The 21,128-nt window shown below is 64.5% G+C and carries 24 protein-coding genes; 12 read left to right on the top strand and 12 right to left on the bottom strand.

The features are described 5' to 3' along the window. Positions 1–19: 19 nt before the first annotated feature. Together QQL28_RS42660 and QQL28_RS42655 are read right to left on the bottom strand one after the other, a co-directional pair. Positions 20–1,177 (bottom strand): tetratricopeptide repeat protein, encoded by a 1,158-nt coding sequence (locus tag QQL28_RS42660; RefSeq protein WP_284275480.1) that lies wholly within the window; start codon positions 1,175–1,177, stop codon positions 20–22. Further along, the gene (locus tag QQL28_RS42655; RefSeq protein ID WP_284275478.1) at positions 1,174–1,314 is read right to left on the bottom strand and encodes a hypothetical protein; all 141 of its coding nucleotides are present in this window, start codon (positions 1,312–1,314) and stop codon (positions 1,174–1,176) included. The genes QQL28_RS42660 and QQL28_RS42655 overlap by 4 nt, the downstream gene beginning before the upstream one ends. A gap of 123 nt (positions 1,315–1,437) precedes the next feature. Between QQL28_RS42655 and QQL28_RS42650 the strand changes: the two genes are divergently transcribed. Continuing rightward, a complete protein-coding gene (locus QQL28_RS42650; RefSeq protein WP_284275476.1) occupies positions 1,438–2,382 on the top strand; it encodes a hypothetical protein in 945 nt (314 codons plus the stop codon). A 13-nt stretch (positions 2,383–2,395) separates the two neighbouring features. Here the strand turns inward: QQL28_RS42650 and rimO are convergent, their stop codons facing one another. Further along, positions 2,396–3,721: a 30S ribosomal protein S12 methylthiotransferase RimO gene (gene rimO, locus QQL28_RS42645; RefSeq protein WP_284275474.1), complete on the bottom strand. Its 1,326-nt coding sequence runs from the start codon at positions 3,719–3,721 to the stop codon at positions 2,396–2,398. A gap of 112 nt (positions 3,722–3,833) precedes the next feature. Between rimO and QQL28_RS42640 the strand changes: the two genes are divergently transcribed. The 6 genes from QQL28_RS42640 (at position 3,834) to QQL28_RS42615 (ending at position 10,533) form a co-directional block, all read left to right on the top strand. Further along, positions 3,834–4,424, top strand: coding sequence for an ANTAR domain-containing response regulator (locus QQL28_RS42640; protein WP_027523399.1), 591 nt, complete (start codon positions 3,834–3,836; stop codon positions 4,422–4,424). Beyond that, a complete protein-coding gene (locus QQL28_RS42635; protein ID WP_284275471.1) occupies positions 4,421–5,590 on the top strand; it encodes a CmpA/NrtA family ABC transporter substrate-binding protein in 1,170 nt (389 codons plus the stop codon). The genes QQL28_RS42640 and QQL28_RS42635 overlap by 4 nt, the downstream gene beginning before the upstream one ends. A 346-nt stretch (positions 5,591–5,936) precedes the next feature. Beyond that, positions 5,937–6,767 (top strand): formate/nitrite transporter family protein, encoded by an 831-nt coding sequence (locus tag QQL28_RS42630; protein ID WP_284275469.1) that lies wholly within the window; start codon positions 5,937–5,939, stop codon positions 6,765–6,767. A 13-nt stretch (positions 6,768–6,780) separates the two neighbouring features. Further along, positions 6,781–8,583, top strand: coding sequence for a NirA family protein (locus QQL28_RS42625; RefSeq protein WP_284275458.1), 1,803 nt, complete (start codon positions 6,781–6,783; stop codon positions 8,581–8,583). Next, positions 8,580–10,193: a sulfite reductase subunit alpha gene (locus QQL28_RS42620; protein ID WP_284275456.1), complete on the top strand. Its 1,614-nt coding sequence runs from the start codon at positions 8,580–8,582 to the stop codon at positions 10,191–10,193. The genes QQL28_RS42625 and QQL28_RS42620 overlap by 4 nt, the downstream gene beginning before the upstream one ends. Positions 10,194–10,380: 187 nt before the next feature. Further along, complete coding sequence (locus tag QQL28_RS42615) at positions 10,381–10,533, top strand: hypothetical protein (protein ID WP_167561251.1); 153 nt, start codon at positions 10,381–10,383, stop codon at positions 10,531–10,533. Between the two features lie 108 nt (positions 10,534–10,641). Here the strand turns inward: QQL28_RS42615 and QQL28_RS42610 are convergent, their stop codons facing one another. The 3 genes from QQL28_RS42610 to pxpB are packed head-to-tail and all read right to left on the bottom strand — an operon-like array spanning position 10,642 to position 13,208. Then, positions 10,642–11,412 carry a LamB/YcsF family protein gene (locus tag QQL28_RS42610; RefSeq protein ID WP_284275453.1) on the bottom strand — a complete coding sequence of 257 codons (771 nt, stop codon included), beginning with the start codon at positions 11,410–11,412 and terminating at the stop codon, positions 10,642–10,644. A 30-nt stretch (positions 11,413–11,442) separates the two neighbouring features. Continuing rightward, positions 11,443–12,480, bottom strand: a complete 1,038-nt coding sequence (locus QQL28_RS42605; RefSeq protein ID WP_284275451.1) for a 5-oxoprolinase subunit C family protein — start codon at positions 12,478–12,480, stop codon at positions 11,443–11,445. Next, positions 12,477–13,208 carry a 5-oxoprolinase subunit PxpB gene (pxpB, locus tag QQL28_RS42600; protein ID WP_284275448.1) on the bottom strand — a complete coding sequence of 244 codons (732 nt, stop codon included), beginning with the start codon at positions 13,206–13,208 and terminating at the stop codon, positions 12,477–12,479. The genes QQL28_RS42605 and pxpB overlap by 4 nt, the downstream gene beginning before the upstream one ends. A gap of 237 nt (positions 13,209–13,445) precedes the next feature. On the opposite strand from pxpB, the gene QQL28_RS42595 reads away from it, so the two are divergent. Next, on the top strand, positions 13,446–14,144 hold the full coding sequence (locus QQL28_RS42595; protein WP_036012452.1) for a ribonuclease activity regulator RraA: 699 nt from the start codon (positions 13,446–13,448) through the stop codon (positions 14,142–14,144). A 23-nt stretch (positions 14,145–14,167) separates the two neighbouring features. Then, on the top strand, positions 14,168–14,572 hold the full coding sequence (locus tag QQL28_RS42590) for a (R)-mandelonitrile lyase (RefSeq protein ID WP_284275442.1): 405 nt from the start codon (positions 14,168–14,170) through the stop codon (positions 14,570–14,572). Positions 14,573–14,661: 89 nt separating this feature from the next. On the opposite strand, the gene QQL28_RS42585 is transcribed toward QQL28_RS42590, so the two are convergent. From QQL28_RS42585 to QQL28_RS42570, 4 genes are all read right to left on the bottom strand, one after another. Beyond that, positions 14,662–14,847 carry a hypothetical protein gene (locus QQL28_RS42585; RefSeq protein WP_284275441.1) on the bottom strand — a complete coding sequence of 62 codons (186 nt, stop codon included), beginning with the start codon at positions 14,845–14,847 and terminating at the stop codon, positions 14,662–14,664. 233 nt (positions 14,848–15,080) lie between these two features. Beyond that, positions 15,081–15,644 carry a hypothetical protein gene (locus QQL28_RS42580; protein ID WP_284275440.1) on the bottom strand — a complete coding sequence of 188 codons (564 nt, stop codon included), beginning with the start codon at positions 15,642–15,644 and terminating at the stop codon, positions 15,081–15,083. A 21-nt stretch (positions 15,645–15,665) separates the two neighbouring features. After that, positions 15,666–16,838 (bottom strand): TAXI family TRAP transporter solute-binding subunit, encoded by a 1,173-nt coding sequence (locus QQL28_RS42575; RefSeq protein WP_284275439.1) that lies wholly within the window; start codon positions 16,836–16,838, stop codon positions 15,666–15,668. Positions 16,839–17,206: 368 nt separating this feature from the next. Next, positions 17,207–17,563 (bottom strand): hypothetical protein, encoded by a 357-nt coding sequence (locus QQL28_RS42570; protein ID WP_284275436.1) that lies wholly within the window; start codon positions 17,561–17,563, stop codon positions 17,207–17,209. Between the two features lie 195 nt (positions 17,564–17,758). Between QQL28_RS42570 and QQL28_RS42565 the strand changes: the two genes are divergently transcribed. Then, positions 17,759–18,571, top strand: coding sequence for a class I SAM-dependent methyltransferase (locus tag QQL28_RS42565; protein WP_284275433.1), 813 nt, complete (start codon positions 17,759–17,761; stop codon positions 18,569–18,571). Here the strand turns inward: QQL28_RS42565 and QQL28_RS42560 are convergent. After that, positions 18,568–18,951 carry a winged helix-turn-helix transcriptional regulator gene (locus tag QQL28_RS42560; RefSeq protein ID WP_284275432.1) on the bottom strand — a complete coding sequence of 128 codons (384 nt, stop codon included), beginning with the start codon at positions 18,949–18,951 and terminating at the stop codon, positions 18,568–18,570. The two genes, QQL28_RS42565 and QQL28_RS42560, sit on opposite strands and share 4 nt — an antisense overlap. A 165-nt stretch (positions 18,952–19,116) precedes the next feature. Between QQL28_RS42560 and QQL28_RS42555 the strand changes: the two genes are divergently transcribed. Both QQL28_RS42555 and QQL28_RS42550 read left to right on the top strand, forming a co-directional pair. Beyond that, complete coding sequence (locus tag QQL28_RS42555; protein WP_284275430.1) at positions 19,117–20,238, top strand: L-dopachrome tautomerase-related protein; 1,122 nt, start codon at positions 19,117–19,119, stop codon at positions 20,236–20,238. Between the two features lie 75 nt (positions 20,239–20,313). Further along, positions 20,314–20,700, top strand: a complete 387-nt coding sequence (locus QQL28_RS42550) for a DUF1330 domain-containing protein (protein ID WP_284275427.1) — start codon at positions 20,314–20,316, stop codon at positions 20,698–20,700. Between the two features lie 15 nt (positions 20,701–20,715). On the opposite strand, the gene QQL28_RS42545 is transcribed toward QQL28_RS42550, so the two are convergent. Beyond that, on the bottom strand, positions 20,716–21,128 hold a 413-nt coding region (locus tag QQL28_RS42545; protein WP_284275424.1), incomplete at its 5' end, for a DUF2147 domain-containing protein.

Here is a 21,128-nt window from a genome sequence, read left to right as displayed (position 1 = left end):
CGCAGGCAAGGTGCGGTGACTACTCGACGCCGTAATGCGCGAACTCATCGGCGATGCCGGCGTTGATCGCCTTGGCTGCGGCGATGTCGCGCTCCGCTCCATCGGCATCACCCTTCCTGCGCCTGGCAATGCCGCGGCCGTACAGCGCGCTTTCGAGCTGTGGCTTTGCCGCCAGTGCGGTGTCGTAGCCCGCGATCGCCGCATCGAGATTGCCGAGCTTCAGGTAGCAGAGCGCGCGGCTGTCGAGCGTGTAGGGGTCGTTCGGGCGCATACGCAGCGACTGCTCGCAATCGGCCAGCGCCTCCTGCAACTGGCCGAGGATCGCGCGCGTCATGCAGCGTGCGTTGAACACGCCGGCATAGCTCGCATTGATCTTGATCGCGCGGTCGTAATCGGCGAGCGCAAGCACATAGTCGTGCTGATCAAGATAAATGTTGGCGCGGGCATAGGCGTCGCGGTCGTTGTTCGGATTGAGCTCGAGCGATTTGCCGAAGTCGGCCAGTGCCCGTGTCCGGTCGCCACGGTCGCGGAAGATGCGCGCGCGATTGCCGTAGGCCGGGCCATAGTTCGGATCGAGCTTGATTGCCATGTCGAGATCGGCGAGCGCGCGATCTGCGTCTTGATGCTCGCGATAGGCGCTGCCCCGATTGTAGTAGGCAAGCGCGAATTTCGGGTCGAGCTTGATCGCCTGATTATAGTCGTCGAGCGCGTGCTCGTGGTCGTTCTTGGCGCTGTAGGAATTGCCGCGGTTGTTGTAGTAGAGCGGGTCACTCGGCCTCAGCCGGATCGCGCGCGTATAATCGACGATGGCATGGTCGCGATCGCCGAGGTCGTCGTAGGCGATGCCGCGATTGTACCATGCGACCGCATCCTTCGGATTGAGATCGATGGCACGGTTGAGGTCGGCGACCGCGCGCTCCGGATCACCCTTGCGTCGGTACGTCTCACCGCGATTGGCCAGCGCCATCGCATCCGACGGGCTGGACTGTAACACGGCCGTGCAGCCTTCGATGCGCTGATCGCTGCTGATCTTGCCGGTGCCGAAGCACCAGGCACGCGCCTGTGTCGGCGACAAGGGTTCGGCGGCGGATAGCGAGGGCAGCACCAGGGTCGCCAGCAGAGCCAACGCGGCGACAGCATGCTGGTTGCGGGGCGCTGTCGAGTGAGACTGGTTCACTCGACGCCCCAATGCACGAACTCTTTGGCGACGGGTGGCCAGAGCGATCTGGCGGAGGCAGCGTCGCTGTTCGCGCCGCCGCTCAAATTGGCCCCGCGCACGGCCTTCAGACCGGTCTTGAGATCGCCTTGCATCATTTGCGCCCGCGCCGAACTATTTTCACGCCCGCGTGTTTGTACCATTCAGGCGCCGTTTGGTTCGAACCGAGCCGGCGACCTGCGCGACCAAGTAGACATCGCAATTCCGTCAGGCGCGCCCCTTTGTCCGATCCCTCCTATCGCATCGACGTCGACAGCATCCGCCGAGCCTTTCCGCCCGGCACCGAAGCGTCACCCCTGCTGCTGGATTTTGCAGGCTGGCTCGAGGGCCGTCCCTGGGGCAGCGTCGGCTGCTTCGATCTGCGCGGGCAGTTCGCGGATACCGCGCCATTGTTCGATAGCAGCCCGTTACGCGACAAGTTTGCCCTGTTCATGCGCCTGCCGGATGGCTCCGCCGTTGGCGCCTGGTATGGCGAGGGTCTCGACCGCGCCGATCCGCCGATCGTCGGACTTGGATCAGAGGGCGAGTATGACATCCTGGCGCCGTCGCTGCCCTGGCTGATCGCCAAGCTCGCAGCCCAGGAATTCGAAAGCGCATGGCACGATCTGGCCCCCCGCGACGATGTCGAATGTCAGACGGTCGAGCTGGCGCTGTGGCTGAAACAGCGGCTCGCCGACGTAGGGTTGACGCCGCTCGAGCAGGCATCGTCGATCCTGCCGGATTTCCGTGGCTTCATGGCGAAGTGGAGCAGGGATCGCGAGGAATATTGGTCAAACCATCCGATGATGGCCGAGCTCGGCTGGCGGCTTGCCGCTCACTTACCGAAGGGCAAGAACCCCTGGGACAAGACGTCATTCGAGGTCGCGATCGTCGGTGCGCAATATCAGGCGCGCCTCAACTGGCCGGGACCGCGACCTCTCAAAGAGGCCAAGGCGATCGAGCCATTGCTGCGTGAGTTGCGCGACGACATGCGCCGCGCCCAGCCCGAGCTCGGGCTTTGGTACTCGATGGATTTCGGCCTCTACGCCGACGGCCGCGTCATGCCGCGCTTCGACTATGACGAGCGGCCGACGATCGACGACGTCCCGGCCGAGCTGTCCGAGGCGAAGGCTGACCTCGCCCGGGCGCCGCGGCCGGAGCGCTGGGTGCCGACCTGGCTGGCCTGAGTGGAGCGCTGACCTAAAATCCCGCGACGCTGCCGTGCAGATCATAGGCGTCGGCGCGCTCGATCTTGGCGGTGACGATCTCGCCGACGCGCAGGGGGCGGCGGCTCGACAGGTAAACGGCGCCGTCGATCTCCGGCGCATCCGCCTTGGAGCGGCCTTTCGCAACGGTGGGGCCGACCTCGTCGATGATGACCTGCTGGCGGGTGCCGACCTTGCGCTTCAGCCGCCGTGCCGAAATCTTCTGCTGGCGCGCCATCAGCGCGTTGTAGCGCTCCTGCTTCACCTCATCCGGGACAGTGCCGGGCAGCGCGTTGGAGGTGGCGCCCGCGACCGGCTCGTATTTGAAGCAGCCGACGCGATCGATCTCGGCTTCATCGAGCCAGTCGAGCAGATAGGCGAAGTCCGCATCGGTCTCGCCGGGGAAGCCGACGATGAAGGTCGAGCGCAGGGCGAGATCGGGACATTCTTCGCGCCAGCGCTTGATCCGCGCCAGCGTCTTGTCCTGCGCGGCCGGCCGCTTCATCGCTTTGAGGACTTCGGGGCTCGCATGCTGGAAGGGGATGTCGAGATAGGGCAGCACTTTGCCCTCGGTCATCAGCGCAATGACGTCGTCGACATGCGGGTAGGGGTAGACATATTGCAGCCGGACCCAGGCCCCTAGCTCGCCGAGCTCGCGCGCGAGATCGAGGAATCTGGCGCGGACCTGGCGGTCCCTCCACGGGCTCTCGGCATATTTGACGTCGACGCCATAGGCCGACGTGTCCTGCGAGATGACGAGCAGCTCCTTGACGCCGGCGCCGACCAGCCGCTCGGCCTCACGCAGCACATCATTGGCGGGGCGTGACACCAGGTCGCCGCGCAGCTTCGGGATGATGCAGAAGGTGCAGCGGTTGTTGCAGCCCTCGGAGATCTTCAAATAGGCGTAGTGGCGCGGCGTCAGCTTGATGCCCTGCGGCGGCACCAGGTCGAGATGCGGATTGTGCGCCGGCGGCAGCGCCCGGTGCACGGCATCGAGCACGGATTCGTATTGCTGCGGACCGGTGATCGAGAGCACGCCTGGATATGCCTGCTCGATCTGCTCGGGCTCGGCGCCCATGCAGCCGGTCACGATCACCTTGCCGTTCTCGGCCATGGCGTCGCCGATCGCCGAAAGCGATTCCTGCTTGGCGCTGTCGAGGAAGCCACAGGTGTTAACGATGACGATATCGGCCCCGTCATGCTTGCGAGCGAGCTCGTAGCCTTCGGCGCGCAGGCGCGTGATGATGCGCTCGGAATCCACCAATGCCTTGGGACATCCGAGCGAAACGAAGCTGACCTTGGGCGCAGCCGTCTGATCCATACCTAAATCTGCCTGATTGACCGCTTGCAGCTAGTCCCAATTGCCCACAATTACAACCCTTTGCATGGGGCTCCGGCGTGCTATGGATGCGTCGCCGGGGGTGAGTTGAGCGATGAGCGCCGAACAGTCGCCTAAAATTGTGATTGTCGACGAAAGCCCGATCCGGGCCGCGATCCTCGAGGAAGGGTTGCGGGAGGCGGGTTTCACCCAGGTCGTGCATATCAGCGAGATGCAGAGCCTCTTGGCGCGCATCTATGCCGTCGACCCCGATATCATCCTGATCGATCTGGAAAACCCCAGCCGCGACGTCCTGGAACAGATGTTCCAGGTCAGCCGCGCCGTGCGCCGGCCGATCGCGATGTTCGTCGATCAGAGTGATTCGGCCTCGATCCAGGCCTCCGTGGAGGCGGGGGTATCCGCCTACATCGTCGACGGGCTGAAGAAAGAACGCATCAAGCCGATCCTCGACCTCTGCGTGTCCCGCTTCAACGCCTTCGCGAAACTCCAGGAGGAGCTGGAGCGCACCAAATCGCAGCTCGAGGACCGCAAGATCATCGAGCGCGCCAAGGGCATATTGATGCGGGTGAAGGGCCTGACCGAAGACGAGGCCTACGTGCTGATGCGCTCCACCGCGATGCGCGAGAAGAAGAAGATCGGCGAGATCGCCCAGTCGATCATCACCGCGTCGGAGATGCTGAAATGACCGGACCGCTCCGTATAGGGTTCATCCCGCTGGTCGATGCCGCCGCGCTGATCGTTGCCGTCGACAAGGGCTTTACCGCGGCCGAGGGGCTCGAGGTCGAGCTGGTGCGCGAGGTGTCCTGGTCCAACGTCCGCGACAAGCTCAATATCGGCCTGTTCGATGCTGCGCATCTGCTTGCGCCCGTCGCGATCGCGTCCTCGCTCGGGCTCGGCCACGTCAAGGTCCCGATCGCAGCCCCCTTCAACCTCGGCATCAACGGCAACGCCATCACGGTCTCGCCTCCGCTCCATGCGGCGCTGATGGAGGAGATCGACGGCGACCGCTTCGATCCGATGGTGACCGCCAAGGCGCTCTCGCGCGTGGTGGCGAAGCGGCGCAAGGCGGGGGCTGAACCGCTGACCTTCGGCATGACCTTCCCGTTCTCGACCCACAATTACCAGCTCCGGTTCTGGATGGCGGCGGCCGGCGTCGATCCCGACGAGGACGTGCGCCTCGTGGTGCTGCCGCCACCCTACATGGTCGACAGCCTGGCCAGCGGCCATGTCGATGCGTTCTGCGTCGGCGCGCCCTGGAATTCGGTCGCGGTCGATCTCGGCATCGGCCATATCCTGCATTTCGTCTCTGACATCTTGGTCCGCGCGGCCGAGAAGGTTCTGGCCGTGCGCCAGACCTGGGCCGAGAAGAACCCGGATGTGGTCGCAGCACTGGTGCGCGCGGCGGTGAAGGCTGCGGAGTTCATCGAGCATCCAGAAAACCGCGACGAGGCGGCGCAGATCCTGGCGCAGCCGGAGCGGATCGGCGTCGATGCCGAGGTGATCCAGCGCACCCTGGGTGGCCGCCTGAAGATCTCGCCCGATGGCACCTTGCGCGAGAGCGGCCGCTACCTGCTGGTCGGCCGCGAAGGGGCAGGGCGGCCGGACCCGGTCCAGGCCGCCTGGCTCTATGCACAGATGGTGCGCTGGGGGCAGACGGCGCTCAGCGAAGCCGCGCTGAGGACGGCCATGGGCGTGTTCCGGCCCGACCTCTATGACGCCGCGGTGGGGCAAAGCGGGAGCGCCAAGGACGTCTCCGGCGGGCCGTTCGGGGCCTTCGCTGGGCCGGGTTTCGATCCCCAGGATCTGGCCGGATATCTCGCCTCCTTCGAGGTCGCGCATCGCACCCGTTAGGCGCTGCTCAAATAATGGGCGAGTCGATTCGAAGGCTAAACTTTGGGCCATTGCTGCCCGATGCGGCATGAATACTGATCCATTTCATGCGCTGCACATAAGCTTAAGCCGCTGATTTTAAACAATTCCTGGATCCATGCTGCGTTGGCACACTCCTTGAATAGGAGGGAGCAAGCCGACCGGCGTGGAAGCCGGCGGCCCAAGTCCATGATGGATTTCCGCAGCAACGAGGCTGATCGGATCGCCCCGGGTTCCGGCCAGGCCGCGTGCGCCTGAAATCGTGCTCCCAGCGATCAACGTCGTTTCAACCCGTTGTGGCCGCCCCGCGCGGCGCTGGAGCTTCGATATGGATTACGCAAAACCCTCTGACGTTGTGGCCTCGATGATCGATGCCAGCCTGAAGAAGCTGGCGCTCGGCCCGCGCGACCTCCTGATCCGCGGCGCGATTTCCGGCGCGCTCTTGGGCGCTGCCACCAGCCTCGCCTTCGGCGCCGCCGTTACCACCGGCCAGCCGCTGGTCGGCGCCATCATCTTCCCCGTCGGCTTCGTGATGATCGTGCTGCTCGGCCTCGAGCTCGTCACCGGCAGCTTCGCGTTGCTGCCGCTTGCGCCGCTCGAGGGCAAGTCGAGCTGGGGCGCGGTGATCTCCAACTGGTCGTGGGTATTCCTCGGCAACCTCCTCGGCAGCATCCTGTTCGGCGGCCTGCTCGCGATCGCGCTGACCAACATGGGCACGGCCGCGCCGACCGGCGTTGCCGCGCGCATCATTGCGGTCGCCGAAGCCAAGACGCTCGCCAACGAAGCGCTCGGCACCGCCGGCATGATCAGCGTCTTCGTCAAGGCGATCCTCTGCAACTGGCTGGTCTGCCTCGGTGTCGTGATGGCGATGACCTCGACCTCCACGGTCGGCAAGATCGTCGCCGCATCGCTGCCGATCACGACCTTTTTCGCGCAGGGTTTCGAGCACGCCGTCGTCAACATGTTCGTCATGCCGACCGGCATGCTGATGGGCGCGAAGGTCAGCGTCTACCAGTGGTGGGTGTGGAACCAGATCCCGGTCACGCTGGGCAACATTGTGGGCGGCTGCCTGTTCACCGGCATCGCGCTCTACGCAACGTACAAGCCCGCAAAGCCGGCGGCCGAAGTGGCGCAGGTCGCGGTCCAGGCAGCAGAGTAGGTCCAGTCACCCCATGAAACTCGACACAGCACCCACGGCCGACTTCTCCGACGAGCAGAAGCGCTATCTCGAAGGCTTCATGTCCGGCCTCCAGGTCGGACGTGTGGGCCGCGCCTTCGCCGCCGGCGGCGCTCCCGCCGCGGCGGCCAGCGCGCCGTCAGAGCCGACCGGTCCCGATGCCGCGGCGCTGAAAGCGCAGGACAAGGTCACGGCGGCGGGCAAGAAGCTCGCCGACCAGGAGAAGTTCAAGCGCGAGCTACATCCTTTCGACGGCTACGAGCGGCTGAAGGATCAGGCGCGCAACAACGCAAATCCGACGCCGGCGGACAATTTCCGCTGGCGCTATTACGGCATCTTCTGGGTCGCGCCTGCGCAGACCTCCTACATGGCGCGCCTGCGCATTCCGAACGGCATCCTGAAGCACTGGCAGATGTCGGGCCTCGCCGATCTGGCTGAGGCTTACGGCGGCGGCTACACCCATGTGACCACGCGCGCCAACTTCCAGATCCGCGAGATCGAGCCGAAGAACGCGGTCGCGCTGATCGAAGGCATCCAGGACATCGGCCTGTGCTCGCGCGGCTCCGGCGCGGACAACATCCGCAACGTCACGGGCACGCCGACTGCTGGCATCGATCCGCAGGAATTGCTCGACACGCGCCCCTATGCGCGCGAGTGGCACTACCACATCCTCAACGACCGTTCGCTCTACGGCCTGCCGCGCAAGTTCAACGTCGCCTTTGACGGTGCGGGCCGCGTCGCGGTGCTGGAGGAGACCAACGACATCGCGTTCTCCGCGGTCGAAGTGAAGGACGGCTTCGGCGTCGACGCCGGCGTCTGGTTCAGGCTCGGCATCGGCGGCATCACTGGCCACAGGGATTTCGCAAAGTATTCGGACATCGTCGTTCGTCCCGAGGACGCCACCGCGGTTGCTGACGCCATCGTGCGCGTCTTCATCGAGCATGGCGACCGCACCAACCGCACCAAGGCGCGGCTGAAATACGTGCTCGACAACATGGGGCACGACCAGTTTCTCAAGCTGGTCGAGGAACGGCTCAAGAAGCCGTTTGCGCGCGTGCCGGCGGACGCGATTGCAGCGCGCCCAAGCTTCGATCGCATGGCCCATATCGGCGTGCACAAGCAGAAGCAGGCCGGGCTCAACTGGGTCGGCGTCGCGCTGCCGGTCGGCAAGCTCACCTGTGAGCAGATGCGCGGCATCGGCAAGATCTCGCAGGATCTCGGCGACGGCGACATCCGCCTGACCGTCTGGCAGAACTTCCTGATCTCGGGCGTCCGCGACGAGAACGTCGCGCTGGTGACCGCAGCCGTCGAAAAGCTCGGGCTTGCCACGCAGGTCTCGAACGTCCGCGCTGGCCTGATTGCCTGCACGGGGAACGCCGGCTGCAAGTTCGCGGCCTCCGACACCAAGCGCCACGCGGCCGCGATCGGCGACTGGTGCGACGAGCGCGTCAACCTCGACACGCCGCTCAACATCCATCTGACCGGCTGCCATCACTCCTGCGCGCAGCACTTCATCTCCGACATCGGCCTGATCGCCGCGAAGGTGCCGGGCGCGACAGAGGAGGACACGGTCGAGGGCTATCACCTCTTCACCGGCGGCGGCTTCGGTCCCGATGCCGATATCGGGCAGGAGGTCTATCACGACGTCAAGGCCGAGGACGCGCCAAAACTCGTCGAGGGTCTCTTGAAGGCCTATCTCGCCAACCGCGCCTCGCCGGTAGAAACGTTCCTCACCTTCTCACGTCGCCATGACGGCGAAGCCCTGCGCAAACTGGCCGGAGCGGAAGCAACAGCATGACCCAGATGCCTGTCCCACCGAAACTCGAGATCATCCCGCCGAACGCGCCCTTCAGCGAAGGGCAGCGGCTGTGGCTGAATGGATTTCTCGTGGGCATGTTCGGCCTCGACGGCTCGACGCCGTTGTCGCCCGCCGAAAACGGTGCGGTGCTCGCGCCGCAGGGCGATGGCGATGATGGTGAGGCACCCTGGCACGATCCGGCGATGCCGATCGGCGATCGCATGAAGCTTGCGGAAGGGCGTCCGCTCCGCCGCCGCATGATGGCGGCGATGGCGCAGCAGGATTGCGGCCAGTGCGGCTACAACTGCGCCGACTATTCCGACGCCATCGCCAAGAAGAGCGAGGCCCGCCTCAATCTCTGCGCTCCCGGCGGCAAGGACACCGCGCGGATGCTGAAGCAGCTCTATGAGGAGCTGGACAAGGCGCCGGCGGCGAAGCCTGCCGAAGGTGCCGCGGCGTCGGCGGCCGCACCGGCCAAGCCCGAAGTGAAGGCCGAGCTGGGTCGCGCCCGCGAAAATCCGGCTGAAGCCGTCTTCCTGTCGCGGCGTCTTCTCAACAAACAGGGCTCCGAGAAGGAGACCTATCACATCGAGTTCGATCTCTCGGAGAGCAAGCTCGACTATATCGTCGGCGACAGCTTCGGCGTGTTCGCACGCAACGATCTCGGCCTCGTCGACCAGATCATCGCGCTGCTCGGCGCCTCCCATACCACAGAGGTCAACGGCAAGACGCTGCGCCAGGCGCTGGTCGAGGACGTCTCGCTCTCGCCGGCGCCCGACAAGCTGTTCGAGCTGCTCTCCTTCATCACCGGCGGCGCGCAGCGCGAGAAGGCGCGGGCGCTGGCGCAGGGCGAGGATCCCGATGGCGATGCCACGACCCTCGACGTCATGGCGGCGCTGCAAAAATTCTCCGGCTGCCGTCCGCATCCCGAAGCCTTCGTCGAGGCGCTCGAGCCCTTGCAGCCGCGGCTCTACTCGATCTCGTCCTCGCACAATGCGACGCCGGGAAAGCTGTCGCTGACCGTCGATTCCGTGCGCTACGTCATCGGCAAGCGCAAGCGCCTCGGCGTCGCCTCGACCTTCCTCGGCGAGCGCATCACCGAAGGCGAGAAGCTGAAGGTTTATGTGCAGAAGGCGCACGGCTTTGCGCTGCCGCAGGATCCGAAGACGCCGATCATCATGATCGGTCCCGGCACCGGCGTCGCGCCGTTCCGCGCCTTCCTGCTCGACCGCAAGGCGACCGGCGCGCCGGGCAAGAACTGGCTGTTCTTCGGCCATCAGCGCAGCGACTGTGATTTCTTCTATCGCGACGAGCTCAACGCGCTGAAGACCTCGGGTCTGCTGACCCGCCTTTCGCTGGCCTGGTCGCGCGACGGCGAGAAGAAGTTTTACGTGCAGGACCGCATGCGCGAGCTTGGCCGCGAGGTGTGGACGTGGCTCGCCGAAGGCGCGCATCTCTACATCTGCGGCGATGCCAAGCGCATGGCCAAGGACGTCGAGCGTGCGCTGGTCGACATCGTCGCCCAGTTCGGCGCGCGCTCGACGGACGAGGCCGTGAGCTTCGTGGCCGATCTCAAGAAGAAGGGCAGGTTCCAGGCGGACGTCTATTAGTGCACGGGAACCGGTTCCATTGGCTTAAAGGTTGAACGAATAAGATTCTCGGAACCCGCCGGTGAAGAGAATTTCCCTCTACGGCGGCGGTTCTAAAGAGAACCGCCGTCGCTATTTCCGCCGCCATCTTGTCCGCCGTCGCGATTGCTCCTTCATATCCCCGCAAATGGGGCGTTGGAGATCGACCATGCGCGAACTATCGGCGGAAGCCAGGCTGCACTTCTACGCGCGCTCGCTCTCGCGGCGGACCGGGGCCAGCATGCACCATGTTGCGCTCTACAGCGCCTTTGCGGTCATCGCGGCCATCGTCTTCGGCACGCTGTCGGTGCACCCGTTTTGAATCTTCGAAGGGTGGGTTAGCCGAAGGCGTAACCCACCCTTCTCTCTTCGTGGAAAGTAAAAGAGGTCGGTTACGCTTCGCAAAGCTAACCCACCCTACAAATTCGCCTCACGCGGCGCGCTTGAATGGCGCCACTGCAATCCCCGCATCCTTCAACGCCTGACGCAGATTGCGCGCGATGTCGACGGCGCCTTGCGTGTCGCCGTGGATGCAGACCGTATCCATCCGCATCTTGATGACCTTGCCGGTGACCGAGACCACGGCGCCGTCCTGCACCATGCGCACGACGCGGTCCGCGATCGCCTTGGCATCGTGCAGCACCGCGCCAGGCTTCTTGCGCGAGACCAAATTGCCGTCGTCCTCATAGGCGCGGTCGGCGAACACCTCATGCACCATCGGTAGGTTGGCGTCCTCGCCGGCCTTCACCAGCTTTGAATTGGCGAGTACGACGAAGATCAGGCTGGGATCGACGGCCTTGATGCCCGCCGCGATCGCCTTTGCGGTCATGTCGTCCTCGCAGGCGACGTTGGAGAGCGCGCCATGCGCCTTCACATGCGTGACCTTGTGGCCAGCCGCGGTCGCGATCGCCTGAAGCGCGCCGATCTGGTAGGCGACGAGGTTCTCGATCTCCGAAGCCTTCAGCCCGACGATCGGGTGCCGGCCGAAGCCGTGCAGGTCGCGATAACCAGGGTGCGCGCCGATCGAGACGCCGCGTGCTTTCGCCAGCTCAACCGTCCGCCGCATGATGTCGGGGTCGCCGGCATGGAAGCCGCAGGCGACGTTGACCGAGGTCGCAAGCTCAAGCATCGCGGCGTCGTTGCCCATCTCCCAGGCGCCAAATCCTTCACCGAGGTCGCAGTTGAGATCGATCGTCGTCATGGTGCTCTCCGCCTCTGGTCTTCTCGTCGGTTACGGCTCCGCCGGACTCTGCCACGTCGCGGCATCGACCGCATTCACCGCGTGGCCCGCGACGTTAGCATCGTGCAAAGCCTCGATGTTGAGCTCGACGGTATCCGCCGTGCGCAAGCGGTCGGGCAGGCTGCGCAGGAGCTGCGCGAATTTTTTCGCCTCGTCCTGCGCTTCCGCCATGCTGATCGCCTTGAAGCGGAACGCCGTGCCGGCCGAGGTCTGGGCGAGGCTGCCGAGATCGGCGGAGATGACAGTTGCGATCTTCGGATAGCCGCCGCTGGTGCCGCGATCCATCATCAGGACGATCGGCGCGCCGTTGCCGGGCACCTGGATGCTGCCGTTGACCGTGCCGTCGGAGACGATGTTGTGGCCGTGCAGATGCTTGATCACGGGGCCTTCGAGCCGGTAGCCCATGCGATCGGAGGTTGCCGAGATCTTCCAGTCGCTCGACAGGAACAACTCCCTGTTGGCGTCGTCGAACTCGTCGTCCTGCGGCCCCAGCAGGACGCGGATCGGACCGTCCGGCGGTTTCGGCAATTCGATCCGCTGCTCGGGCCCGCCGCTTGCGGCCGCAACCGTGAACTCGTCGCCGGCCTGGAGCGGGCGCGGGTAGGGGCTGCCGAGCCCTGCGCGGGCGTTCACCGCGAGGCTGCCGAACACCGGCTCGCCCTGGATAGCCCCTTCGATCGCGAGATAAGTGAAGGCGCCGCCGCGGGCGAAGCCAAGCGTCAGCGTCTCGCCATCCTTCAGCGTCACCGAGGTCTCGCTCGCCACCGGCTTGCCGGCGATATCGGCATTGCGCGGCGCGCCCGTGATCGCGATGCGCACCGCGCCGTCGCGCGCGGTGAAGGAGGCGCCAAACGGGCCGATCTCGACAACGGCCGCGAACAGCTCGTTGCCGACCAGGCAGTTGGCGGCTGCCAGCGCCAGCCGGTCCATCGCGCCGCTCGGCGTCAGGCCATAGCGCTGCGCGCCCGTACGCCCGCCATCCTGGACGGAGCTTGCAGGGCCGATGCTGGCGACGACGAGCCGGCTCATGCGTCCACCCGCTCGGCGATGATCTCGCCGGCCTCGGCGGCGCGGTCCTGCTCCGCGAAGGTCTTGTGGTCGATGGCGAAAAACGTCACGCGATCACCGGGTTCGGTGAGGAATGTCGGATTCCGGTGGAGCTGATAGGTCCGCACCGGCGTGCGGCCGAGCAGGTGCCAGCCGCTCGGCGCGGCAAGGCATTGGATTCCGGCCTGGATGCCGCCGATCGAGATCGTGCCGGCGGGTGTCAGCAGGCGCGGATTCTGCCGCCGCGACATGTGCAGGGATTCGTCCAGGCCGCTGAGATAGGACCAGCCCGGCGTGAAGCCGATCATGGCGACGCGATAGTCGCCGGCCACATGCCGGGCGACGATGTCCTCGGGCGTGGTGTTCAGCGCCTTGGCGACATCCTCGAGGTCGATGCCGTGCTCGCCGCCATAGGCCACGGGAATGCGCCAGCGGCGCGCTTTTGCCGTGGGCGGCTGCGGCCGGCTTGCAAGTGCCAGCAGCTGTTCGCCCAGCGCATCGAAGCCGATCCGTCCCGGATCGTAGTGCACCAGCAGCGAGCGATAGGTCGGCACCGCCTCGGTGACGCCCTCGATGGCAGCCGCGGTGAGCGCCCGGTCGAGCACCAGCACGCGCTGGTTGGCGTCGTCGTCGATGGTGCGGCTGAACTCGACCGTGACGGCACTGTCGCCACTGGGCAGAAGGCGGGGCGGGGGAAGCGTCGCGGCCATGAGCTGTCGAAATCGGCCTTTTGGAAAATCGCGGGAGACTCCCTTGGTTCCCGCTGCCCCATTGCTTCGCGTAAATGCGCCCGCAAGTCCAATAAATTAATGCAAGGGTGTGCGATAAGGCCTTGTTATCGCGTCGCATAATAGGCCTGCGCGGCTTCGCCTTGGCCCTTGACGGCAGGCCCGCGCCTCGCAAGATGCGCGCGTCGTTTCCCGCCCATCCGGAGCTCGTTGTCGTCCATGTCGCTATCCCCCGAAGCCCGCAAGACCCTCGCCGGCATCACCACCGCCACCATCACCACGGTCCTCCTGAAGAAGGGCCTGCGCAATGTCTGGATGCGCGGCGCGCGTCCGCTGCGCCCCGGTTTGCCGCGGCTGGTCGGCCCGGCCTTCACGCTGCGCTTCGTGCCGGCACGCGAGGATCTGGCGACGCCGGAATCCTGGTCCTCGCCGATCTCGACCCGCACCGCGATCGAAGCGATGCCGGAGGGCTGCATCGCCGTGGTCGACGCCATGGGCATCACCGACGCCGGCATTTTCGGCGACATCCTCTGCGCGCGCATGGTCAAGCGCGGCGTCACCGCACTCGTAACCGACGGCGTCGTGCGTGACGTCGAGGGCGTGCTCGGCACCAATCTTCCGGTCTGGTGCGACGGCTATGCCGCGCCGCCGTCCGTTGCGGGCCTGACCTTCGTTGGCTGGGGCGAGCCGATCGGCTGCGGCGGCGTTGCGGTGTTTCCGAACGACATCGTCGTCGCCGACCAGGACGGCTGCGTGCTGATTCCGCAGGCCATGCTCGATCACGTGCTCAACGAGGGCGTCGAGCAGGAGCGGATGGAAGCCTGGATCGTCAACGAGGTGAACAACGGCGCCGTGCTGCCGGGCCTCTATCCCATGAACGCCGAGACCAAGGCGCGCTACGCCGCAAGCAAGAAGTAACGAGAAACCAAGCGAGGTACCCCATGGAGATCCACGTCGCAGGCACGCGGCCGACCCGCCGCGCGCCCAAGGAGAATTTCACCGGCACGGTGTTGCAGGACCCCGTCATCATGGCGCCCGCGCCGGCGCGCCTGAACTGCTCGCGCGTCTCGTTCGAGCCGGGCGCGCGCACCAACTGGCACCATCATCCGCTCGGGCAGACGCTCTACGTCATCTCCGGCGTCGGCCGTGTCCAGGCCAAGGGCGGCCCGATCAGGGAAATCCGCCCCGGCGACACCGTCTGGATTCCGCCGAACGAATTGCACTGGCACGGCGCTTCACCGACCAACGGCATGACCCACATCGCCATGCAGGAGGCGCTCGACGGCGTCTACTCGACCTGGATGGAGCCGGTCACCGACGCGGAATATTCGGCGCCGGTCGGCTAGCTACGGTCTTTCGCGCCGGACGCAACGCAGCGCGTCAGCGCTGTGTTGCTGATCCGGGGCCCGAGTTCTCGACGCGTCTGAGGCGCTGCTCACAGGGCGTCGCGCCCCGCGGCGGTGATCCGGTATTCGATCTCTCCTGAATCGAGTGGTTCGGTCTCAACGAGTCCCAACTCGACAAGTCGGGCGACGATTTCGTGGTCGAACAGCGGTGGGCTGATCCAGGCTTCGCAAGCCAGCCGTCCCAGGAAATCGCGCTCGGTCGCGGTAAGGTCCATCGGACAAATCTCGCCACCCCAGAACCAAGGCCGCAGCCGTGTCCTGGTTCCGGCCGACAATCCCTAGATACTCCCAAAAGCGCTCAAGAGCCCGATTGCGATGGGCACGAGGGCCGCGCACGCCCAAAATGCGGGTGCGCCGGAGCTTAGGCCGGCAACAAGGATCCAGACGCCGAAGCCGGCGATGAAACCCGAAATCGCATAGGCGAGTACCTTGTCCATCGTGACACGCGTCAGTTGGCGACGCGGGCTTCCTCCTTCCTGCTCACCTGCCAGATCACGACATGGTAGTGCGGCACGTCCACTCCGGGGTGCCCCGGGTTGAAGTAGATGCTGACGTGGTCAACTCTTCCAGCAAATCCCGGCGCCTCCAATGACTTGTGGTCGTCGACGTCTCTTGTCGGCACCATGTACACGGTCGCTGCCAGGCGATCCATGCGATCGAAGCAGAGGAACGGCCCAAGTGGCAGAGAGTCGGGTTTGACAAAGAGGATGCCTAGCCCAGGAAAGAACTTTGGGAAGTTCACGAGGTCGCTGACGCGCTTGAATCCGTTCTTCTCGGCAATCTTCCGCTGATTTGCCGGCAAGTGAACGATCTGGCGCTTCCTGCGCGCCTTCGCCTCCCGGCGAGTCACTGCTCTGGCTTTTTCGACCTTGCCGGCCGGCTGCACCCTGGTCGGTGCAAGCGTCTCCGGCGCCGATGGCTGGGTTTGAAAGAACTGGGCTGCAGGCTGCCTCACGCCGGCAGTCAACACAATCAATGCGACCAGGGCTGCGGTCGCCAGTGAATTGCGCATGGAGACCTCCCAATGGTTTGGTCACCGGCCCTGCCTCTGCTCTCGCCAGCGCATGAAGTCCTGAAATAATTGCTCGCGGTCCGGCGGACGGTCCCGCGGATTGCTGATCGGTTTTTGCTCGAGGAAACGACCGAACGCCTTGCGAAGCGCGGCTTCTCCGCCGGATTGCTGCTGGAGCCAGCGGTCCGCAGGTTGAAATCGCCGCCAGCCGGGAAGCTGCGCGGCCAGGTTCACCTCTCGCCATTTGGGGTGATGACCGTCGCCCAGAAATTCAGGAAACCGCGAGAACAGTGTCTGCACGAACAGTTCCAGAAGCGGAAACCGCTCGCTGCGGGTCGGCCAGTTGTAAGCGAAAAGCGCGCATTTGATCGCGATGGTGTCGACGCTGTCGGAGACGCCGATGATCTCCGGATAGTCTTCGTGGCGGAGAGTCGATGGCAGATAATCACGCTGCAGCATCGCCTTCGAATAGGGGATGGACAGAAAGTGAAGGCTGTCGCCCGGCGCGTAGCGCGCCAGGAAGCTGACCGGCTTGCCGGACACCAGCAAGGCGGCTGAGATTTGCCCCTTCCGCATTCCCTCCAGTGCTGCATCCAGAGCCAGGTTGGATTCGCTGACCTTCACCTCAAGATGGTCGAGCACCTCGCGGCCGAGAACAGCGCCAGCACTGCCTTCTTCGCCGAGATTGACCCGCTTTCCCGCAAGATCCGCCACGCTCTGGATCTCGGACCGTGCGAGGAGGTGGAACTCTTCGACAAACAACGGGGTGATGTAGACAAGCTTGTTGCCGACATCTCCGAGGGTTCCTGAGTCTCGGAGACGATCAGCCAGTAGGACAGGAGCGATCGCCATGTCGGCGCCTGCCAGGCTGAGTATGTCGATGATGTTGCGCGTGCCACCATTTCCCACCATTGGCAGCACCCGCAATGCGACCTCCCCATGAGGGCCGGTCTCCTGGCCACTGGCCAGCGTCGTCGCAATGTCCTGAGCTATGGCGAACTCGGTGCTCTGCGCCGCACCGGTTACAAATCCTGTCGTGTGCGGATCAGCTCTTGCGGCTTCCTTCCTTGGGGCATTTTCCTTCCGCGGAGACATCTTCGCCGCGTCGCTAGGGGAAACGGATGGCCGGGTTTGCGCGAGGGATGTCTGGACCTGTCCGCCGAGCCAGGTCGCTGCAATGAATGCGGTGAACAAACCGGCCCGCACAGCTTCGCAGACCCTCATTGTTCAAACCTGTTCGCGGCGTCAGCGCCCGCTTGGCGCGGTCTCATCCAGCCGGCAAATCTCACTCTGCCCATCCGTCGCGCGACAGGCTGGAATGGGTTTGCTTGGGTTTCCCAACGCACCGATCGGAGCGACGTTCCCTGATGTCTGCCCACCATTGGTGAGGCGCGACTCGTTAGCAACCGTGCGACGGGCAAGCGTTGCCGTGCCTAAAGCGCGATGAGATTGGGATGAATCGTCATCGCGCTTTAGGGTTATTGTTGGAGCATGATCTCCGCGCAAACGCGTTCCGCGTTTGTCGCGAGGGAAAACCGCTTCACACTTTTCCGGATCATGCTCTAGAGTCTTTCCGCAGTCCACGTGCCCGTGCACAGGGTGCCGCGCCAGGTGCCCGAGCCGGAGGTGCCGGCGAGGTGGCCAAAGCCTGTGGCGCGCTTGACGCCGCTAATCAAGATGACGTTGATACTGCCGGCGTCGGCGACGCGCCCCGACGCACTCACCGCGGCGCTGCTGGAGGCGACCTGACCGTTGCTGATGCCGATGGCGACTGTCGAGCCGTTGCCGCAGGCATCCGATGACGATGCGATCCGCACGTTCCAGGTGCCGTCAAACGTCGCGGTCGCGGCGCTTGCGTGTGCGACCGGCAAGGCAATGACGAGGATGCTGGTCAAAAGTCCCTTGCGAAAATGATTCATGGCTGGCCCCTATGGATTGAACATGCGGGGAACCTGTCACGGTGCTCGGGTGCGCCGATGTGAGGGCTGTCACGTCGGTTCCGCGGGCGTGACGTCGCGCACGCGGGATGCTGCTGTGCAGCGCAACGTGACAAGGCGTTACCTTCGTGGCCTGCTGCCTGCGACCCAAAGGGCTTTTCGCAAAGGATCCAAAGGATGCCTGAATCCGACAAGGTGTTTGCCGGCTCGGTCCCGGAGAATTACGACCGCTATATGGTTCCCCTGATCTTCCAGAGCTATGCCGACGACATGGCGCGTCGCGTCGCCGCGCGCTCGCCCAGGGCCGTGCTGGAAACGGCGGCGGGAAGCGGCGTAGTCACACGCGCCGTCGCAGCCGTCCTGCCGCCGGATGCGACTTACGTCGCGACCGATCTCAATCAGCCGATGCTCGACCATGCAAAGCTTCGGCAGGGCGCCGATCCACGCGTGAGCTGGCGCCAGGCCGACGCGCAGGTACTCCCGTTCCCCGACGGTTCGTTCGATGTCGTGTGCTGCCAGTTTGGCGCGATGTTCTTCCCGGACCGCGTCAAGGCCTACGAGGAGGCGCGGCGCGTGCTGAGGCCGGAGGGGGTTTTCATCTTCAACGTCTGGGACAGGATCGAGGACAACGTCTTCGCCGCAGACGTCACCGACGCGCTGGCCGAACTCTTCCCGGACGATCCACCGCGCTTCCTCGCGCGCACGCCGCATGGCTATAACGACACGGCCCTGATCCGCCGCGATGTGCAGGACGCAGGATTTTCAGACGTGGCAGTTCAAACGAGGGCCGATCAAAGCCGGGCGATTTCGGCGCAGCATGCCGCTATGAGTTATTGTCAGGGCACGCCGCTCCGCAACGAAATCGAGGCGAGACGCCCCGACGCGCTGGAGGCTGCCACCGCTCACGCGGCAAGGAAAATTGCCGCGCGACACGGTGGGGGCGAGATCTCCGCCAAGATCCAGGCGCACGTGATCGAGGCCTCGGGTTAGGGCTGACCGAGGCGTTGCTCCGCCAGGGAGTCAGCCGGCGGCCTTCGCGTCGAAATATACTGATTGCCCCACGTCCACAGCATGCGAATGACGGGCTCGAGCGAGCGACCGAGCGTCGTCAGCGAATATTCAACACGTAGCGGGACCTCGGCATAGATCTCGCGATGAATGAGGCCCGCAGCCTCGAGTTCGCGAAGCTGTCGCGTCAGCATGCGCTGAGTAATGCGTGACAGACGGCGCTTGAGCTCGTTGAAGCGAACGACGTCGTTGAGGAGGTGATAGAGGATCACCGCCTTCCACTTGCCGTCGATCAGATCGAGCGTCGCCTCCACCGGACATCCGACCGCGCAATCATAGGTGTTGCCCGCGAGCTTCTTCATAGTTCACTCCGTGATACCAGGAGACGAAACTGTGCGTAATTGTCAGCGCCCAAATTAGCGCGCAACGTGACGCTCGCAAAGTCCGATATTGCAGCGAGCCGCAGCCGGCGCAGACCGGCAGAGCACGCGTGACAACCGTGTCGAGGAACACAAGGAGCGAGCAACGTGAGAAGAGGGATTCGACTGGTCACTTTGGCCGCAGCGGCAATCCTGGCGGGAGCTGCACACGCGGAGAACGGAAACATCCATGCGGAGGTATTCGCCAAATTACCTCAGTCCGTCGGCAACATTGCATTCACGCCGGACAACCAGCTGATCTTCAGCCATCATCCATTCTACAGTCCAGACGTCCGCGTGGCCCGACTGACGTCGCCGACGACCTTCGAGCCGTTTCCAAATGCCGAATGGAATACACCGCGCAAAGGCACTGATCAGTACCTCGACAACGTGCTGGGCCTGCGATCCGATGAAAGCGGTGTCGTATGGATCATCGACATGGGCTTCCGGACCCAGATCACGCCGAAGCTGGTCGGCTGGAATACACGCACGAACAGGCTGGAGCGCATCTACTACATCCCGGAGCCGATCACGCTGAAGGGATCGCAGCCGCAGGATATCGTGATCGATCAGAAGAACCGGAAATTCTACATCGCCGACGAAAATATAGGACCAGGCGGTGACGGCTCCCATGCGGCAATCATCGTCATCGACATGGACAGCGGCGTCGCGCGGCGCGTGCTGGATGGTGATCGATCAACCGTTCCTGAGAATGTGCCGATCACCGTCGATGGTAGCGATCTGACCGTGCCCGGCAAGGATGGCAAGCCGTCGATCATCAAGGTCGGCTGCGACGGCATCACGATGGATGTGAGATCCGAATGGGTCTACTTCGCGCCGCTCAGCGGCCGGTCGTTGTACCGCATCAAGGTCGCCGATCTGAACGACGAGAAGCTCAGCCCGGAGGAGCTGAGCGGCAGGGTCGAACGCTACTCGGACAAGCCGAACAATGGCGGCCTGTCGATCGACTATGCAGGTAATCTCTACCTGACCGCCGTCGAGACAAAGTCGATTGGCATTATCGGCGCGGACCGCAAGTACCGCACCTATCTTAGCGATCCCGACATGGTATGGCCTGATGGGATCACGGCCTCGCCTGACGGTTACATGTACGTTTCGGCGTCCCAGGTATCGGCGGCAGCCATGTTCCATGACGGGAAGGCGGAGAACAAGACGCCATATCTCATCTATCGCTTCAAGCCGCTGGCGACAGGCTACATCTCACGCTGAGACAGGCGAGCAGGCAACCCCGGCGACGAGGTCGCCGGAGCCGACCGAGGACCACTATTAACAACGGAGCGCACGATGAAATCGAAGGCCTGGGGCATCGCAAGCGTCGCCGTCTGTATCGCATTGGGTGTCGCGCCCGCAGCGACTGCGCAAGCCCAGGAAGCGGCGCCTCACGCCTTCCTGGTCGCCATTGAATCAATTCACGACATGGAGACCTTCAGCAAAGAGTACGGCCCAAAGGTGCCTGCAACGCTGCAACCTTACGGCGGTCGCTTTCTGGTTCGCGGAGGAATGCTGACCAACCTTGAAGGCGAGGCGCCGGGTCGCTTCGTCATCATCGAGTTCGACAGCCTTCAGAACGCGCTGAACTGGTACCAATCGCCCGAGTATCAGAAGCTCATCCCGCTCCGCCAGAAGGCATCGAGGTCGACGCTGTTCATTGCCGAAGGTCCGTCGAAATAGTCGGGCGCGATATCGTCAGTTCACGCGCGACCAGGTCTGGCCGCCGCAGAACATGCCGCCGAAGGCGCAGCCCTGCACGCGCAGGCGATCGGTGCCGCGCATCGCGATCGTGGAATCGTAGGTCGAGCCGGTGTTGGGATCGACGATCCGGCCGGTCCATTTTTGGCCCTGGACCGGCTTCATATTGATCAGGATCTGCTCGCCATTCTGGTCCGACTTGGCATCGACCGAGTAGCCGCAGAGATTGTTGCCGCACTGCTCGATGCGGACCTTGCCTTCCTTCTCCTCGGTCAGCCAGACGCCGAGCGGCGAGTTGAGGTCGCGCGTGGGCGCGGGCGCTGCGGCCGGAGCGGCCGCCGCCTGAACGGGAGGCGGAGCGGGTGCCGACGGCGGAGCCGGGGGGGCGGGCGGAGCAACTGCGACGGTGG

Source organism: Bradyrhizobium iriomotense (assembly GCF_030160715.1).
Lineage (GTDB): Bacteria > Pseudomonadota > Alphaproteobacteria > Rhizobiales > Xanthobacteraceae > Bradyrhizobium > Bradyrhizobium iriomotense.
The sequence above is the reverse complement of the archived record's forward strand: the minus strand, read 5'-3'. Positions and strand labels throughout refer to the sequence as shown.

Coding starts and splice junctions, on each gene's coding strand:
- QQL28_RS42620 (WP_284275456.1), top strand. CDS start 8,580: ATGACCCAGATGCCTGTCCCACCGAAACTCGAGATCATCCCGCCGAAC.
- QQL28_RS42630 (WP_284275469.1), top strand. CDS start 5,937: ATGGATTACGCAAAACCCTCTGACGTTGTGGCCTCGATGATCGATGCC.
- QQL28_RS42585 (WP_284275441.1), bottom strand. CDS start 14,847: ATGGACCTTACCGCGACCGAGCGCGATTTCCTGGGACGGCTGGCTTGC.
- QQL28_RS42615 (WP_167561251.1), top strand. CDS start 10,381: ATGCGCGAACTATCGGCGGAAGCCAGGCTGCACTTCTACGCGCGCTCG.
- QQL28_RS42640 (WP_027523399.1), top strand. CDS start 3,834: ATGAGCGCCGAACAGTCGCCTAAAATTGTGATTGTCGACGAAAGCCCG.
- QQL28_RS42655 (WP_284275478.1), bottom strand. CDS start 1,314: ATGATGCAAGGCGATCTCAAGACCGGTCTGAAGGCCGTGCGCGGGGCC.
- rimO (WP_284275474.1), bottom strand. CDS start 3,721: ATGGATCAGACGGCTGCGCCCAAGGTCAGCTTCGTTTCGCTCGGATGT.
- QQL28_RS42635 (WP_284275471.1), top strand. CDS start 4,421: ATGACCGGACCGCTCCGTATAGGGTTCATCCCGCTGGTCGATGCCGCC.
- QQL28_RS42565 (WP_284275433.1), top strand. CDS start 17,759: ATGCCTGAATCCGACAAGGTGTTTGCCGGCTCGGTCCCGGAGAATTAC.
- QQL28_RS42605 (WP_284275451.1), bottom strand. CDS start 12,480: ATGAGCCGGCTCGTCGTCGCCAGCATCGGCCCTGCAAGCTCCGTCCAG.
- QQL28_RS42560 (WP_284275432.1), bottom strand. CDS start 18,951: ATGAAGAAGCTCGCGGGCAACACCTATGATTGCGCGGTCGGATGTCCG.
- QQL28_RS42550 (WP_284275427.1), top strand. CDS start 20,314: ATGAAATCGAAGGCCTGGGGCATCGCAAGCGTCGCCGTCTGTATCGCA.
- QQL28_RS42590 (WP_284275442.1), top strand. CDS start 14,168: ATGGAGATCCACGTCGCAGGCACGCGGCCGACCCGCCGCGCGCCCAAG.
- pxpB (WP_284275448.1), bottom strand. CDS start 13,208: ATGGCCGCGACGCTTCCCCCGCCCCGCCTTCTGCCCAGTGGCGACAGT.
- QQL28_RS42580 (WP_284275440.1), bottom strand. CDS start 15,644: ATGCGCAATTCACTGGCGACCGCAGCCCTGGTCGCATTGATTGTGTTG.
- QQL28_RS42610 (WP_284275453.1), bottom strand. CDS start 11,412: ATGACGACGATCGATCTCAACTGCGACCTCGGTGAAGGATTTGGCGCC.
- QQL28_RS42625 (WP_284275458.1), top strand. CDS start 6,781: ATGAAACTCGACACAGCACCCACGGCCGACTTCTCCGACGAGCAGAAG.
- QQL28_RS42570 (WP_284275436.1), bottom strand. CDS start 17,563: ATGAATCATTTTCGCAAGGGACTTTTGACCAGCATCCTCGTCATTGCC.
- QQL28_RS42595 (WP_036012452.1), top strand. CDS start 13,446: ATGTCGCTATCCCCCGAAGCCCGCAAGACCCTCGCCGGCATCACCACC.